Raw genomic sequence first — 16,162 nt, 5'->3', positions numbered from 1 at the left:
TCGTTATTATACTTTATAGTATTGTTCCCATCCTTTGCCGGGTGCTGGCCCATAGAGCAGGGCGTTGGCGAAGGGATCGTTTACAATCTCTTTTTTCACGGGGTCGAAATCAAAGGACCGATTTAGTCGCTGTGCTATGACGCCGAGGCAGAATACCTGACTCAAGGGGCCTGCTATTTCGAAACTTGACCGTGCTTTCTCCTCACCTTTGCATGCTTTCAAGAAGTTGGCAAAATGGTTTGAAGGGCTCTCTATAACTGTGGGAAGGCGTTTTTCGAGCTCTTTAGCTTTCTCTTCGGAGATGATGGACAGCGTGCTACCGTGGGAGCCTCCCTTGAAAATGAGGTCTTTGCTATAGATAATTTTGCCTGGATTTAGCTTCGCCGCTTCTATCTTGCCGGTGCTTGGCGCCGGGATATTGGGGTCCAAACCGGAAACGCCATAGCCGGCTGGTATCTCGGGAAAGTTATCTAGCCCATCGTACCAGTTGATATCTACGGCGGGAAGATTTTTACGCTTCGGAAATCGGAATTTCAGGGTCGACGATTTCGGGAAAAAGTATGAGTTATGCGCTAGCAGCTTGACGGCCTCCACCCGTGTCGGCAGGCCGAGTTCTAAAAACTCATGTGCTGTATCCAAGATATGTGCTCCCCAGTCGCCAAGGGCACCCATACCGAAGTCAAACCAGCAGCGCCACTGACCGTTGATAAAATCTTTGTTGTAGTCATGGCCGAGGGTCTGCATTTGCCACAAATCCCAGTCTAGGGTGCTTGGAATACGCTCGGGATAGGGAAATCCTTTGATGCCGGCATCCCAGGTATGCCAGCGTCGAGCGAGGTTCATATGGGCATCGATGCGTGTGACATCTTTTATGATGCCAGCTTCCTGCCATGCTTTAAACTGGAAGTAATTGGCTTCGGAATGCCCCTGATTGCCCATTTGGGTGACCACCTTATTAAATTTACGTGCTTTTTGGGTCATGAGCTCCACCTCCCAAAAGGTGCTGGCCATAGGCTTTTCGACATAGACATGAATTCCGAGGTCGATGGCCATCATGGTCATGGCAAAGTGCGCAAAATCGGGCGTTCCTATGGAAACGGCATCTATTTGACTGCCCATTTTGTCAAACATGGTTCTGAAATCTTGGAAACGTGGCACATCAGGAAAGAGGCTGAGAATTTCCAAGGTATGTGGGGCGTTCATATCCACGTCGCACAGGGCGACAATATTACATAGGCCTGTTTTGTGGAAGTCTTTAATGATTTCTCCAGCCCGATTGCCGACGCCTATACAGGCTAGATTAACGCGTTCATTGGCTGAAGCACGCTTCATGCCGGCTAGCGCTGTCTGCGACAGCAGCAGTCCGCCGCCCACCATAGCGGTATTGCGCAAGAAATTTCGTCTTGTTAGCTGCGTCATGGTTACAGTTCTTTAATCTTAATATTTTTGAAATTTACGGCATCACCATGGTCTTGCAGGAGGATATGTCCTTTTACGGCTTCGCCGAAATTAGGCCAATCTTTGTATTTGCTATCAGCTACTAGGGCTTTAAACTCGGCGGAACCACGCTTGTAGCTCACCATTTTGATGCCATTGAGGTAGTGGGTCACTTGATTGTCGGCCGTTACGACGATACGGCCTCTATTCCACTCGCCAATGGCGCGCGGTGCTCTAGGGTGCTTCTGGGAGGTGATAAGGTCATAGAGCGAGGCCATGGTGCGGTTTCCACTCTTTCCCAACTTGGCATCGGGATGATTTGCATCGTCCAATATCTGATATTCCAAGCCGATGGCGGAGCCTTTGGTTTCCTCTTTCAGGGTAACAAAATATTTGACGCCGCTGTTGGCTCCTTCTGTGATTTTGAAATCAAAGGATAGGTCAAAAGCTTGGTATTGCTTTTTAGTTACGATGTCTCTTCCATTGGTAGACTCGGCTCCATCAGATTTTAAGACGCGTATTTCACCATCTTTTACGACCCATCCTTTTTTAGGAAATTCTTTACCATCAATACTGCGCCACTGCTTGGCATCGACACCATTAAAAAGTAGGCTTACACCTTCCTTTTTCTCGACTTCGGAGAGGTTATTATTTTTGAGGTTTACGACATATACATCGGTAGGCAGTTTGGTGAACGCCAGGTTCTCTGTTTTAATACGGATATCCTTGAAGTATACCTTTTTGCCGGCCAAATGGTCGGCTACTGCATGTACCTGCAAGCCGATGATACCTGTTTTATCTAGGGTGTCTATCAGTACGGCTGTCGGTGTGTCGTTAATCCAAACGCGCACCTCATCACCTATCGCTTCGATACGTACTTTATTGTATTGCTCTATTTTATAGGCTTTTTTGGCGGCTTCATTGAGGTCTAATGGGTACAGCCAATTGCGGCGTGCTTCATCATAAATACCGCCGGACCATGCCCGTGGTGTAGGGTCGATATCGACCTGCGTGCCATAGACAAGGCCTTCTCCTTTGTTGCCTTCGGGATTAAACTGACTCCTAAATTGAACCCCGGAATTGGTTTCGGTGCCTTCTAGCTTGATGTCCAACTCTAAGATGAAATCTCCGTATTTCTTTTCGGTAGCTAAAAATGAATTGGCGATGCCTTTCTGCATCTCGCCGACAATAGCTCCATCTTGGATGGTATAGTTGGCTTTGCCTCCAAGAATATGCCATCCGGCCAAGGATTTGCCGTCAAATAGGGATTTGAATCCGTCGGACTTGGTTTGTGCTCTTCCCGTTGATAGCGTTAAGAGCATCCCACAGGCTACCATCATTAAAAATTTCTTTCTCATATGTTTCATTATTTTGGTTTATCAGCATTGATTAGCAGGCAACCTCTTCACCTATATCCTATACAGTTGATAGGTATATAAGCTAAAATTGTCCTTTAATAAATTTGAAGTCGGTTTATAGGGTTTTTCTATTACTCCACTTAAATATATGAATTTCAAGCTACAACGATGCTATTAATCACAAAAAAAGGTTGGTATCTATGTAGATACCAACCTTTTTAGCTTTTTTCCTTAAAGACGAATCTTATCGTGGATAAATGCTTTGCTATTAAAAATCGTACGCTAAGCTCATTCTAAAGTTTGTCGGTGCTGTAGAGCGCCATCCATAGTGGGTATAGCCCCAAGCGCCAGGGAAATGGCCTACATAATTATAGCGGTTGGTGACATTATCTACCAATACATTTATGCGGTAATTCCCTGTTTTGTAGGATGCACCTAAGTTTAGGTTAAACATATCGTCTGGTAAGTACTTCTCTTTGGTCACAGGCCACGCCGCACGTTTTGCTTGGTACCCATAACCTGCCGATAGGCCTACTCCTTTTAATGAACCTTGCTGCACGGTATAGGTTAACCAAGCATTGGTGATATGTTTTGCCGTTCCGTATAGCATCATCCCTATTTTCGCGGGATCATTGTCTTTACTAACTTTTGCATCGGTATAGGCGTAGTTTATCATCACCTGAAAAGCATCATTAATCTTTCCGTTGATATCGACTTCAATACCTTTTGAAAGAGCCTCACCACTTTGCTCTACCCTGCCTGGAAAATCAGGCCCTGCAGTTGTCAAGATATTTGTTTTCGTCACGCGGTAAGCGGTCAGAGACGACATCAAACGACCTTCAAACCAAGTCTTTTTCACACCTATTTCTGTATTTATTCCTCGAGATGCTTTAGCGTCACCACCGTCTTTTAAGGTACCAACTTGCTCTTGAAAACTTTGGTCATAGAGCGCATAAGCCGTTAATTCAGGTGTGATAATACCTGTAATACTTCCGCGTGGCGTTAAGGCTCTATTTTTTACTGGTAAACCATTTGCGGCAGGGCTTTTCTTGCTTGTCTCGGTATAGCGAAGTCCGGCACCTAAACGTAATCTATCGTTCAACAGTAGTAACTCCTCTTGGAAATGAGCCGAGTAGTAGGAATACTCTTGCAAGTACATGGCGCCACGCTCCCGTAGCGATCGACTGCGATCGTAAGAAGGAATATCCGATTTACGCAGGTAACCATACTTCGGATTGTAGATATTAAATTTACCACCAATAGAGTCTGGCAAAGCGGTCCAGTCGGCCACATAGGATTTCGTTCCCATGTCTAAACCGATTAAAATATTACTTTTTGTATTACCGATGTTAAACTTACCGCGCGTGAACACCTGCCCTACGGTCGATGTATTCAAGGCATCATTAATACTCAATCCGCGGTATAAATTTCCTTCGGCATCAATGGAGTTATACTTGGAATATAGGGAGGCTCCTTCCATACCTGAATTGATATAGCCAAACTGCCCTGTAAGCGACCAATTATCAGACAATTTATGGTTCACAGAACCATACACATTATGTTCTTTGGAAACCGTAGGGTCGATAATTGGATCGTTAAAGCTAAAATCTCTAGGCACTTCTTTAAATCCCTTTATTCCATAGGCATATTTAGAAAAACCACCTGTAAAAGCGTTATGCGAGTAGATATACTCTACAGTGAAGTAGGTATCGCTTGAAGCGAAGTATTTTAAGGATGGATTGATTACATACTGCTCATTGGATGTGTAGTTTACGTGCGAATTTTTCTTCGTACCCATCACGTTGAAACGTCCCAATAGTTTACCATCTTTCGTCAGCTTGGTATCGACGTCGGCCTCTGCACGATATAAATTGAAGCTACCAAGGGTGATTCTAGCTGTTCCTTTATCGGAACCCGTTGGCTTTTTAGTAACGATATTATAGAAACCTCCGGGCTGTGTATTCCCCATCATAAAGCCCGCCGGCCCTTTCACAAACTCAATTCTTTCGACAAAGGACATATCTTCACGTAGCGGACCAAAGCTACCACTCACGTCCATTCCGTTACGCAAATTAGAGGCTGCAAAGCCCCTTACGGCAATACCGGTGCTCGCCTCTTCCTGATGGTAGATGGTGCGGGCACCACTAACGTTCTTCGTAAATCCTTCGGCAACAGACAATACAAACTGATCGTTCAACATGCTTTGATCAATAACCTGAATATTCTGTGGCGTAACTAAAAGGTTCTCCGAAATGCGTAAAGTAGACGATGGTACATTCTTCTTATTGACAAAAACGGATACAGAATCGATTTGATGTACCGCTTGCAAATTCCAATTTAAAGCTTGATTTCCTTGCTCGCTAATGGTGACTTTACGCTCTACTTTTTTTCCTTGATAATTTAAGGTAAGCACGTAAGACTTATTCTCCAGATTATTGAACACGAAATTTCCATTGTTATCGGTTAGGATATAAATTGGGCCTTTGTCAAGCGTTATCTTTGCATTCGCAATAGGATGCAACTCATTGTCAACAAGCTTTCCTGAAATGCGCGCTTGCTGCTGCGCAAAAAGGCTACCGCTCCCAAGCAGTAACGATTGAAGCAAAAAGATAGATACTACCTTAGTTTTTCGATTACCAGACATCTTATTTAGAATTAATTTAATTAAATTTAAAAAGTTGATGCAAAAGTAGCTTCTGGAGGACTTAAGGAGTTTTCCAATTAGTATAAATCGTTAGGAGTTTGGTAGTATAATGCTAAAAGAGAATACAGAATTATCGGATATTATAGCGTTTTTCGAAATAGAACGCTGGGATGAGGTTTCTCAGGACTTCAAGTTGTTGGAAAATGAGCAAGGTATTTTCAAGACATTATATATTCACGATGCCGCAGGGTTGACTATACGTGAATATAGTTCGGCCTATAAGGAGGATTATGCATGGAACTATACGGTTACCAATTCTAACCAAATACAAATCAGCTTTTTCTTCAATGAGGAGCCTATTCACGACACTATCGATGGACAATTAAATGAGTATCTGCCCTATCATAACTATATATACTACACCCCTAACGAGGCTAAAGTAGAAATTCATTTTCCGCAGGGCAAGCGATATCAGCATCTAGATATGTATGTGCCGCTTAATTATTTCGAAGAATGGATAGATAGCCATCCTGAAGTCGCTATTTTTCAAAGAAAGATTTATGCACAGCAATTTGCGCGCTTATTCCCGTCAGGATTACCTATTACGGTTGAAGCTTTGACCATCTTACTAGCTATTAAGACCTGCACGCTAACGGGTATTGTTCGGGACTTTTTTATGAAGGCTAAAACACTCGAGCTGTTGACCGTTTTATTTGAAGCGAGTAAAGAGCAGCAGGAACATGCGAAACCAAATCAGGCTATTAGGCTACGCCAAACGGATATCGCTATCCTAAAAGCGATAAAGGATTTTATCGAATTAGACACGGAGCATTTTCACACGATTGATTACTTATCTAAAAAGTTTAATATCAATGTCTTTAAATTAAAAAAGGGTTTCAAAGAAGCCTATGGGGTTGGTGTGTTTGAATATGCTAGTCAAATAAGAATGGATAAAGCGCTCAAACTTATCCATACATCAGAATACTCCGTCAAAGAGATTGCTTTTCGCATTGGCTATTCCACCGTTTCATCATTCTCCTCGGCTTTTAAAAAGGTGCATGGCGTATCGCCCAATAAACTACGCCTATAGTAATTTTATATTTTAAACACCTTCCATTGATGTTTGCGCAGTGCATACGCAGAACACAGTAAAGGATATTTTTTATAAAAACAACTAGGCTACCAATATAATATGTACTTTAGTATATGCTGTTAAGGGTCTAGGTCAGACACTTGCATGCCCTTTTGCAGCCTAACCAATACTACGTATCAACCTCCCAAGAGGCTTACGGATTTTAAACTTTAAATACACTTTTTTTTAATCAGTTCGAAACAGCTACTAGTCGTCTAGGATTAGTCTATTTTGATGATGCTCGAATCTGCACTTCAAATCTGGTTTTGTTTTGCAAAAGAAAGAACAAAAGAAGTGTAAAACCTGATTTTAAGAAAAAAATAAACTAAAAACCTAAAGATGAAACACCTATTACTAGCACTACTATTTTCAGTTGTCTCCTTTTCATCGATGAGTCAAGAAAGCAAGTACCCTATTAATTACCAAATTGTTTATAAACACAGTTACGTCAAAGATTCCCTTAACCGTGATAAAAAGGAAGAAGAAACAATGGAACTACTGGTTGGCGACAATGTTACTTTCTTCCAAGCCTATAACAAAGGTATCCGGGATTCCATTATTGCTGCCGAAGACATTGATCACAACAAAGGAATAACCTATGCTATACAAAGTAAAACACCATTTGACTTGGCTTATACAATCTTTCACCAAAATAATATGTTTACTACACGAGATAGTTATATCAGTACATTAGGCAGAGAGAAAGACAATAGCTACTACCAAGAGAAGATTGTCCTTCATTGGGATTTACTTCCCGACACTGACAGTATTCATGGTTTACTAGTACAAAAAGCACAATGTAAAATTGGGGATCTCAGCTGGACAGCATTCTTTACTCCTGAAATTAGTCTACCTTATGGTCCTTATAAATTCGCTGGACTACCGGGCCTGATTCTAAAAGTTGAAGACAATAAAGGATATTTCTCGTTTGTGATTACAAATATCGTTCAGAAAACAGCGAAAATACAGGCTTTTCCTACGGCAGAAGCACTAAAACAAAAACTCATTACGCCAGCACAATTTCTAAAAAACAAGTATTACTACCTTGACAACAGAACTATAATAGATATTGAAAACAAAAATATAATCATTACCGATGAAAGTTATAAGCAAAAGGCTATTTTGGCTGATCAGGAAGCGCTAAAAAAATATAATGTATGGCTAGAAAAGTTCCTCTAATAAACTTTTCTAGCGTATAATAGACTATTTATTCTTTCTTATCCTTCCAAGGTGTGTATGCTGGAAGCCAGCATTATACCTGAGTCCATATCCACAAATTGTAAGAGAAGGCATCACCTTTAGGCCTAGCAGCATAACCTATCATGGATAAGTCGGGCAGCAATAAACAGGCTGGAAAAAGCCACCATGCATAGTCTACATGACTAAACAATAAAATTGCCAATTCGCAACCTTATTAGTAACTGATTTCTCCTCCAGGTCAGGGCCTAAGGCGATTATTAAGAGTTAAACTACTTTTAAAACACCACTGTCCGCTCGTAAGCTAGCACCATTTGTTGCGATCGAAAGCGGACTTGAAAGATAAACGGCAAGGTTAGCTATCTCTTCAGGCTGAATAAAACGCTGTAAGAGTATGTGTGGGTTAGCATGTTGGATAATGGCATTCTTCATCTGTTCTAAATCCATATTTTGTCCCTCCGCAATCTGTCCTATGGTATTCGCGACACCATACGAGTAGGTAGGTCCGCCAAGGATGGTATTTACGGTGACCAGTGTTCCCTTGGTCAACTTGGATAATCCGTTGCTTAATGCAGACATTGCGGCTTTGGACGCACCATAGTGGATCATGTCCCCTGGAATATTTACACCTGATTCGCTGCTGATAAAAATAATCCTTCCCCAGTTTTTACGGATCATTTCAGGTAATAGTTTTTTGGATAGGCGCATACCGCTCATTACATTAATTTCAAAGTACTTGTACCAATCTTCATCGGTAGTTTGATAGAAATCTTCTAGTCCAAAAATCCCCACATTATTGATCAGGATATCTATGTCCGTCAGTTCTTCTAAAAGTTTTGCCACATCCTCTTTTTTTGCAAAATCGGCTACGACATAATCCACTTCCGCATTGGGAAATTGTTGCTGAAGCAGAAAGCAGGCTGCTTTTGTTTTTTCCTCGTTCCTCCCATTAATAATCACCGAAGCATTTTCCTGTAATAGCAGCTGGGCTATAGAATAGCCTATGCCCTGTGTAGATCCGCTGATAAATGCTCTTTTTCCGTTGAGTTGTAAATCCATATTATTTTTGTAATGATTGTTCAAAAAATGACCAAAAAAATTTTAATCCAATATATTTAGCTGCAGCCCAATCTGGTCTTTCAGAGTTTGCTTGTCAGCATAAATTCGTCTAAGGGAATTTATTCCTAACCAGAATGTAATAAGCTGTCTTGCTAGCAATTCGGCTGATATCTTTGACTTGATGTTTCCCTTTTTTTGTTCCTTCGCAATAACTGATAAATAAAGTTGCTCCGTTTCCTTTAGGATCAACGTGGCTTCGGTTTGTAATTCCTCATCCATAAAACTCATTTCGACGATCGTATTTGCAACAATGCAACCTTTTTGATGATCCTGTATATCTTCATCTGCTATAGACAAAAAGAACTTTTTGATTAAATTAACAGGCTGCTCACTGTTTGCCAATGCTTCCCTAAATATGGCTAGCTGCTCCCTTCTCTGTAGTAAAGCCTCTTTGAAAAGTTGCTTTTTACCACCCTTAAAAGTATTGTATAAACTTCCGGCACCAGCGCCCGTTGCAGTGCTTAGGTCAGAAAGTGAGGTGCTGTAATAGCCCTTCTGCCAGAAAATCTCCTGAGCTTTGAGAATAATTTCGTTATCCTGATGGATATTAGGTCTACCTTTCATTATACTTTTGTAATAATCGATACAAAAGTAAAAAAATTAATCTAATCCAGAAATTTTATTCCATTAGAAGCCTGTGGATTTTCCTGTTGTTCCTGCTTTTGTTTGTTCTCGGTCTTTGCTGTCCAACTTCAAAGGTCCATTGCTATTTTTGGTAGCTTCCTTGGTTTTGCCGATGCTTTGAGCCTATCGGGGTTTTGAAAAGAGAAATCTGTTTTTTCCGTTTCCTTGTTGAGCATGATACATGGCGTATCGCCAAATAAACTACGCCTCTAATAAACTTTTATAGCGTAGAATAGACTATTTCTATTTCCCTATCCTTCCAAGGTGTGTGTGCTGGAAACCATCATTATACTTGAGTCCATAGCCGAATATTCTATCCATAGCTGAATGGCCAAATAAAATAGTTCCTGCAAAGGCTAACACCGGGATATGGAGTAAAATGCCTAGCGAAAAAACGATCACTGCAAGGAATTTATGGTGAAACAGATTGTAGAAGAAGGCACCAACTTTAGGCCCAGCAGCATAGCCTATCATGGATAAGTCGGGCAGTAATAAACAGGCTGGAAAAAGCCACCATGCATAGTCTAACTGACTAAACAATAAAATTGCCAATACTAATTGACCGAGTTCTTCAAGCTTTATTAAATTCTTCATAGTCTTTGTCATCATCTTTATGAATAAACTAAGACAAAGTTCGGCAAGAAATAGTTTTTAACCCTTGACTTTTATCAAGCTTTTCTCGATCTGTCGCTTCCGGATTCTACTAAATGTTTCGGGCGACATCCCCAATACGGACGCTATATAATGAAGCGGCACCTGGTTGAACAATTCCTTATTGTGCTCAAAGTAGGCCTCATAGCGTTCCTCAGCGTTCATCGATAGATGAGAAAACACCCTACTTTCCATCATAGCAAAACATTTAATGATAAACTGCTTTTCAATAGCTGGCCATCGAGGAAAAACTTCACTAATCTTTTCGTAGTCTTCTTTATGTAGGCTGAGCAGCTCTACATCTGTAAAAGCCTGGATATTCCAACGGTTGGGCTGATCAAAAAAGAAACCCATTGCATCGGTTATAAAAGAATCAGCTGTAGCAATCCATTGGGTAATTTCTCTATCCTCCGCAGGAGCGTAAACGCGAAATATGCCCGTCTTAATAATACTCAACCGATTACAGATACTCCCCTGTTTGGAAAAAAAATCATGCTTTCTTAACTTCTCATCCTTAAAGAATGGAAGAATAATCGCTAATTCTGCATCAGACAATTCTCCAAAATGTTGCCTTAAAACCTCCTTAATAGCCGCCATAAACACGTAAACAAATAAACCTAATTTTTAGCGCTCGTTTCCGCTTCTTGTCTTTTGAAGAAATTGGACCAAGCCACAATACCCCAAACAAGAGCTAGCAAGCCCATAGATAGTAAGGTCGCATATCCATAAGCACTGGATAGCTGTTGGAAGCCTAAAAATGAAGGATTCGTCGTATTGTAATACAAACCTACAACAAAGGCAATACCCAAACAAATGGCGAGCTGCTGCACGGTTAAATACAAGGCTGAACCTACCCCTATCAGGGATTCATCCAACCCACGTAAAGCCAGCGTCATCAACGAAGGTAATACGCTACCACAGCCCATTCCATAGCAGAAGAAAAGTAGGTGTATATGGATAGGATCCAGCTGATATTGATCTAAAACCCATAAATGAATAGCCAAGCTGACTACCATTAGCGTCACACCCCATAAAATAACTTTCTTACCGTATTTATGTACCAGTCGGCTAGCAATTATACTCGCTACGACATAACCAATACCTTGATAGACGAAAGCGATGCCCGTATCTGTGGAGGTGAAATTTTTGACGGTTTGTAAATAATTCGAGTTGATGATAAAGTAGGAATCCTGCACCATATAGTATGCCACCGCAATGAGTAGCCCAAGGTTAAAGACTCGATTTTTAAATAGAGAGAAATTAAGCATAGCTTGTTGCCCGCTATGATATATACGTTGCTGCTTCCGTATAAAGAGGAATAATAGCAATAATGCGCCTGTTAGCATAACGATAGACCACAATGGCCAGTGCAATTCAGGTCCTTTAATTAGCGGATAGATGAGTAGAATGAGGACTACAAACAGTTGAAACATTGGGTAGAACAACACCTTCTGTGCTGTATTTACCAGGTCTTTAGGAATAAGCCATGCTGTAGCTAAAACGGCAAGAATACCTATTGGTAAGTTAATTAAGAAAATCAATCGCCAGCTTTCTGCTATCCAGTTTTGATCTGGGAGGATTCCCCCAAGAAGCTGACCGATAACGGATGCCACACCAGCAAAACTACCGTAGATACCTAAGGCCATCGTTCTTTTCTGCTGCTCTGCAAATAGAATAGTTATCAAAGCAATCCCCTGTGGCACCATCAATCCTGAACTTATTCCTTGCAATAAACGACCTGCTAGCAACACATATATATCGTTGGATAGACCACAAATAAAAGATGAAACGGTAAAACCTATCATCCCGATTACATATAATTTCTTCCTTCCGTAAACCTCGCCGGCCTTACCGGCGTTGATCAATAAGCTAGCATAGCCAATAACATAGAGGATAATAATCCACTGTGCCGCACTATTTGCTAAGTGTAGGCTATGCTGAATACTAGGCAGGGATACATTGATAATAAAAAGATCTAAAACAAACAGAAACACCCCTATCGAAAGGATAAACGTTTTAAATATTTCATTGACAGTTAACTTCATTCTTCTTTGCTTAGTATTTAAAAGGGTAAATTTACCGCTTCGAAAACAATCAATCAAGTAGTTACAAGCAATGCACTTAGTATTAAGTTATGTACTAATACTAGTTATGAAGTCCTTATGGAGACAAAAAATAGTAAGAAATATGAAAGCTGCTGTGATGTTAACGGCATCTTCAAAATAATTGGTGGTAAATGGAAGGCTTTAATCATAAAAATGATTGCATCAGACTGCCCCAAAAGGTTTGGAGAGCTGCGCCGAGACATGGATAGTATCGCGCAGACAACGCTTACCCTACAATTGCGGGAGTTGGAACGCGACGGCATCATTTGCAGAACAGTATATGCCGAATCACCTCCTAAAGTGGAGTACAAACTGACGGACGTCGGCAAGTCGTTGTTGCCAATTTTGGAACTGCTTGATGATTGGTGGAAAAACTACAAGTATGGCCCGGAAGTGGAAAAGTAGCCTAGATAAGCTGTAGCATACCAAGAAATTAGTTGCGTTTATTTTAAGTTAAGACTTAGCCCTATTGAGATAAAAAATGTATCTTTAACAAAGTAACCAACTACGTAACTTTTCTACGCCTACACAGAACTATGCTGCGATTGCCCCTTTTTATACTATTATTCTTTTTACTCAAATCTAATGGAACATTCGAAAAAAATAAAACTTAATTAAAGCCCTAAAACCATCAAATGTGGGTTATTTTTATTTTTAAAAAAAAATTCACGACCCTAACTTCACGACCTGTTTAGACAGAGAAATACCCCAATACTATAATGCAAACGGAGGCTATAAAGGTGGTAGAAGGCAACTATTAAAACTGGCAGAAAAACAGTTGCAAAAGGTTAGTTATGCTAACAATCCTGTAAAAGATGGTTTCATCACAATTCGATTTATTGTTAACTGTAAAGGAAAAACAGGACGTTTTAGGGTGCTGCAAATTAATCAGGATTATAAGCCTACACAATTTAACCCCAAACAAGTAGAAGCTCTTTTAGATTTCACAAAAAGCCTTAGCGATTGGAAAATAATGCAAGTGGAAGATGATATATACGATTATTACTATTACCTAACCTTTGTTATTAAAGATGGAAAAACGATTGATATCCTTCCTTAGCATCTCCTTATTCCTAAATGCTTGTATGGGACAAAATACGGCGGTTAGCGATTCTTCAACAAATTCTGCGGACAGTCTAGATGCTTGCGCTAAGGCTGAGATTTTGTATGCGAAAGATGCCTGGCAAGGAAGTTATAAATCACAGCAATACTTGGATAGCGCCTTTATGCTATGCCCTAATATGGCTAAGGCACGCCACGAAAAAAGTGTACCCTTTCTTAAGAGAGGTGATTATGCCAGCTGGATAGCCTACCTCGATGAAGCCATCGCTATTGCACCAGCAGACTTCCTCGATGCGCGCGCATGGTGTAAAGCCAAATTTCTACACGATTATAGCGGTGCCTTAGCTGATTTCAAGCATTTTGATAGCATCACTACCGCAGAAATTAAAGCCGTAGGCGATAACAATATTTATACCTGGATGGGCTTATGTGAATATGGACTAGGCAATTATCAAGCAGCCTTACAGTACCTCGATAAGAGTATAGCGGCAGCAACGGCTGTTCATGGTGAAGATTGGGTGGGTTTATATGATTTTATCTACCGAGGAAATATAAAGCTAGCCTTAAAAGACTATCAAGGTGCATTAGCAGACTTCAACAAACAGGTTAATCATACGGAGAAGCTAGCTGATGCGTACTATTATCGTGGTATAGCACTTCATAAGTTACAAAACAAAAAAGAAGCGAAGGAGGCATATCAACAAGCCTTGCACTTCTTTAATCATGGATATACGATGACGGATCCCTATGTCGAAATGCCTTTTAAAATATACCCCGATGAAGTAGAATCGGCTTTATTGGTCTATAAAAACTAAAAGACCAGACCCTTTGGAGTCTGATCTTTTAAGCTATCCCTGATTAATAAATCGCTACAGGATTCACATTCACTTGCGTGGAGCCTACGTACAAAGGTTGTCCCAATACAAACAAAAACTCCCATATTTTTTGTTTAACCAAAGGTCTTGTGTCAATAAGTTCCAAATTATAGATTCCTCTTTTGGCCAACAGATACTGATTGATTGGAAACTCTTCTTTACTTTTCGGATTTGGATATACTTCCGAAGCCCAGGTATCACCACCAAAAGCAACGATTTGCTGATCGGCCAACCATTTGGCGGCTTCCATACCGATACCTGGCTCAACTTCTAAAAACTGCTTATTATCTTTACCGATAAGTGCTAACCAACCTGTATTAAACAAAACGACATCACCTTTGCGTAGTGTAATACCTTGCTTTTTCAAGACTGCCTGAATATCAGCAACCGTGAACTCTGTTCCTCCCGCTACGATATCCTGCTTGTAATAAGCGGTCATATCCAGTACCACAGCTCTTGTCACTATAGGTGGTACCTTTTCAACCCCTAGCTTTCTCACTCCTTCTACAGTTACAAAATCTTTCGCCTGATTACCATTGTAATAAACATTATCGATACCTATGTGCCCTATCCCATTCAGCTGCGTACCTACCCCTGTCCAAGCATTCACCAACTCATCGTTAAAGCTGAACTTATTTGGGCCTAGTGTTTCACCTCCTTGTTCTCCCGGCTGGATATTGTATAAATTAAAACTACGATGGCGAAAGGCAGGAAGATGCTTATCTACCGGAACAGCCAGCGCTAATGTTTTACCCTGTTTGACGAGCTTCATCGCCTGCACAACGATTTCCGGACTAAGCAAATTAGCCGCTCCAATTTCATCATCAACACCATAAACAGAAGGATACCAACTCTTATCTTTAACATCTATTTGGGTGGTTTGCTGTTGTGCATTGGCATTTATAGCAGCCCAAAACAATAAAGTCGTTAAGCCTATTTTTTTAAAACTATTTTTATTCATATCCTTAAATTTTAGCGAGCTCCGCATTGATAAATGTCATTTCCTCCGCCGTTAAATTAACATCCATGGCTTTTGCATTAGCAATAGCTTGTTCTGCATTTCTAGCCCCTGCCAATACCACTGTTATAGCCGGCTGCAAAGTTGTCCAGCGCAACACCAACTGGGCTACGCTTACATTTTTAGCTGCCGCAATAGGTTCTATAGCTGCTAAAAATGATTTCACCTTTTCTAAATCAAATTGCTGGAAATAACCATTTCGGTGGTCATTACCCTTTAGTTTTCCATCTTTGAAGTACTTACCCGTTAGCAGTCCCCTTTCCATTGGGCTATACACAATGATGCCTAAATCATTTTCCAGAGCGTAAGGAACCAAATCATTCGCTATGCCTCTATTCAGCATGCTATAGCCTACTTGATTGCTCGCTATATTAAGCGTTTCTCGGGCCTCTACAACTTGTGCCACATCATAGTTACTAACGCCTGCTGCACGTATTTTTCCTTGCTGAATAAGTAGCGCTAGCGCTTCCATCGTTTCAGAAATTGCCGTAGTAGGATCAGACCAGTGAATCTGCAATAAATCGATATAATCCGTCTTTAAACGCTTTAAACTATCTTCCACTTCTTTGATGATACTTGCCTTTGCTGCATATCTGTAGACCGGGATTTTCTTTCCATTTTCTTCTGCATCAAAGAAAAATTCTCCTTTACCCTGATTGCTACCATCCCATACTAAACCAAATTTGCTTAGCAGCTGAATCTTAGTACGGTCGTAACCTTGGATAGCTTCACCAATCATCTCTTCACTTAAACCAAATCCATAAAATGGTGCTGTATCCAACGTCGTTACTCCATGATCGATAGACGCTTTTACCGATTCGATAGAGTCTTTTTGTTCATTGCCACCCCACATGTTTCCACCGATAGCAAATGCACCATATGTAATTGCTGATAATTCTAAATCTGTATTTCCTAATTTTCTAAATTCCATTTTTGTGAT

At 40.7% G+C, this 16,162-nt stretch carries 16 protein-coding genes; 5 read left to right on the top strand and 11 right to left on the bottom strand.

Going from position 1 to position 16,162, the window contains the following annotated elements:
* Positions 1–6: 6 nt before the first annotated feature.
* From WH223_RS15185 to WH223_RS15175, 3 genes are all read right to left on the bottom strand, one after another.
* On the bottom strand, positions 7–1,419 hold the full coding sequence (locus WH223_RS15185) for a Gfo/Idh/MocA family oxidoreductase (protein WP_340048605.1): 1,413 nt from the start codon (positions 1,417–1,419) through the stop codon (positions 7–9).
* Positions 1,420–1,421: 2 nt separating this feature from the next.
* The gene (locus tag WH223_RS15180; protein WP_340048604.1) at positions 1,422–2,795 is read right to left on the bottom strand and encodes a 3-keto-disaccharide hydrolase; all 1,374 of its coding nucleotides are present in this window, start codon (positions 2,793–2,795) and stop codon (positions 1,422–1,424) included.
* Between the two features lie 268 nt (positions 2,796–3,063).
* A complete protein-coding gene (locus WH223_RS15175) occupies positions 3,064–5,439 on the bottom strand; it encodes a TonB-dependent receptor (RefSeq protein WP_340048603.1) in 2,376 nt (791 codons plus the stop codon).
* Positions 5,440–5,548: 109 nt separating this feature from the next.
* On the opposite strand from WH223_RS15175, the gene WH223_RS15170 reads away from it, so the two are divergent.
* Together WH223_RS15170 and WH223_RS15165 are read left to right on the top strand one after the other, a co-directional pair.
* On the top strand, positions 5,549–6,529 hold the full coding sequence (locus WH223_RS15170; RefSeq protein ID WP_340048602.1) for a helix-turn-helix domain-containing protein: 981 nt from the start codon (positions 5,549–5,551) through the stop codon (positions 6,527–6,529).
* 381 nt (positions 6,530–6,910) lie between these two features.
* A complete protein-coding gene (locus WH223_RS15165) occupies positions 6,911–7,750 on the top strand; it encodes a GLPGLI family protein (protein WP_340048601.1) in 840 nt (279 codons plus the stop codon).
* Positions 7,751–7,823: 73 nt separating this feature from the next.
* Here WH223_RS15165 and WH223_RS15160 read toward each other — a convergent pair whose 3' ends face one another.
* From WH223_RS15160 to WH223_RS15135, 6 genes are all read right to left on the bottom strand, one after another.
* A complete protein-coding gene (locus WH223_RS15160; RefSeq protein WP_340049201.1) occupies positions 7,824–7,913 on the bottom strand; it encodes a hypothetical protein in 90 nt (29 codons plus the stop codon).
* Positions 7,914–8,035: 122 nt separating this feature from the next.
* Positions 8,036–8,827 (bottom strand): SDR family NAD(P)-dependent oxidoreductase, encoded by a 792-nt coding sequence (locus WH223_RS15155; RefSeq protein WP_340048600.1) that lies wholly within the window; start codon positions 8,825–8,827, stop codon positions 8,036–8,038.
* A gap of 42 nt (positions 8,828–8,869) precedes the next feature.
* Positions 8,870–9,451: a TetR/AcrR family transcriptional regulator gene (locus WH223_RS15150; protein ID WP_340048598.1), complete on the bottom strand. Its 582-nt coding sequence runs from the start codon at positions 9,449–9,451 to the stop codon at positions 8,870–8,872.
* 303 nt (positions 9,452–9,754) lie between these two features.
* Positions 9,755–10,105 (bottom strand): DUF4260 domain-containing protein, encoded by a 351-nt coding sequence (locus tag WH223_RS15145; RefSeq protein ID WP_340048596.1) that lies wholly within the window; start codon positions 10,103–10,105, stop codon positions 9,755–9,757.
* A gap of 57 nt (positions 10,106–10,162) precedes the next feature.
* Entirely contained in the window at positions 10,163–10,759 is a 597-nt protein-coding gene (locus WH223_RS15140) for a Crp/Fnr family transcriptional regulator (protein ID WP_340048595.1), read from the bottom strand.
* Between the two features lie 20 nt (positions 10,760–10,779).
* Positions 10,780–12,207, bottom strand: a complete 1,428-nt coding sequence (locus tag WH223_RS15135; protein WP_340048594.1) for an MFS transporter — start codon at positions 12,205–12,207, stop codon at positions 10,780–10,782.
* A gap of 117 nt (positions 12,208–12,324) precedes the next feature.
* Here WH223_RS15135 and WH223_RS15130 point away from each other — a divergent pair, with 117 nt between their 5' ends.
* The 3 genes from WH223_RS15130 (at position 12,325) to WH223_RS15120 (ending at position 14,144) form a co-directional block, all read left to right on the top strand.
* Positions 12,325–12,672: a winged helix-turn-helix transcriptional regulator gene (locus WH223_RS15130; protein ID WP_340048593.1), complete on the top strand. Its 348-nt coding sequence runs from the start codon at positions 12,325–12,327 to the stop codon at positions 12,670–12,672.
* A 373-nt stretch (positions 12,673–13,045) separates the two neighbouring features.
* Positions 13,046–13,327: a hypothetical protein gene (locus WH223_RS15125; RefSeq protein WP_340048592.1), complete on the top strand. Its 282-nt coding sequence runs from the start codon at positions 13,046–13,048 to the stop codon at positions 13,325–13,327.
* Between the two features lie 25 nt (positions 13,328–13,352).
* Positions 13,353–14,144 (top strand): tetratricopeptide repeat protein, encoded by a 792-nt coding sequence (locus WH223_RS15120; RefSeq protein WP_340048591.1) that lies wholly within the window; start codon positions 13,353–13,355, stop codon positions 14,142–14,144.
* A 43-nt stretch (positions 14,145–14,187) separates the two neighbouring features.
* On the opposite strand, the gene WH223_RS15115 is transcribed toward WH223_RS15120, so the two are convergent.
* Entirely contained in the window at positions 14,188–15,165 is a 978-nt protein-coding gene (locus WH223_RS15115) for a cyclase family protein (protein WP_340048590.1), read from the bottom strand.
* A 4-nt stretch (positions 15,166–15,169) separates the two neighbouring features.
* Positions 15,170–16,153, bottom strand: coding sequence for an aldo/keto reductase (locus WH223_RS15110; RefSeq protein WP_340048589.1), 984 nt, complete (start codon positions 16,151–16,153; stop codon positions 15,170–15,172).
* Positions 16,154–16,162: the final 9 nt, after the last annotated feature.

Origin of the sequence: Sphingobacterium sp. MYb382 (genome assembly GCF_037572665.1) — a bacterium.
Classification (GTDB): Bacteria; Bacteroidota; Bacteroidia; order Sphingobacteriales; family Sphingobacteriaceae; genus Sphingobacterium.
The sequence above is the reverse complement of the archived record's forward strand: the minus strand, read 5'-3'. Positions and strand labels throughout refer to the sequence as shown.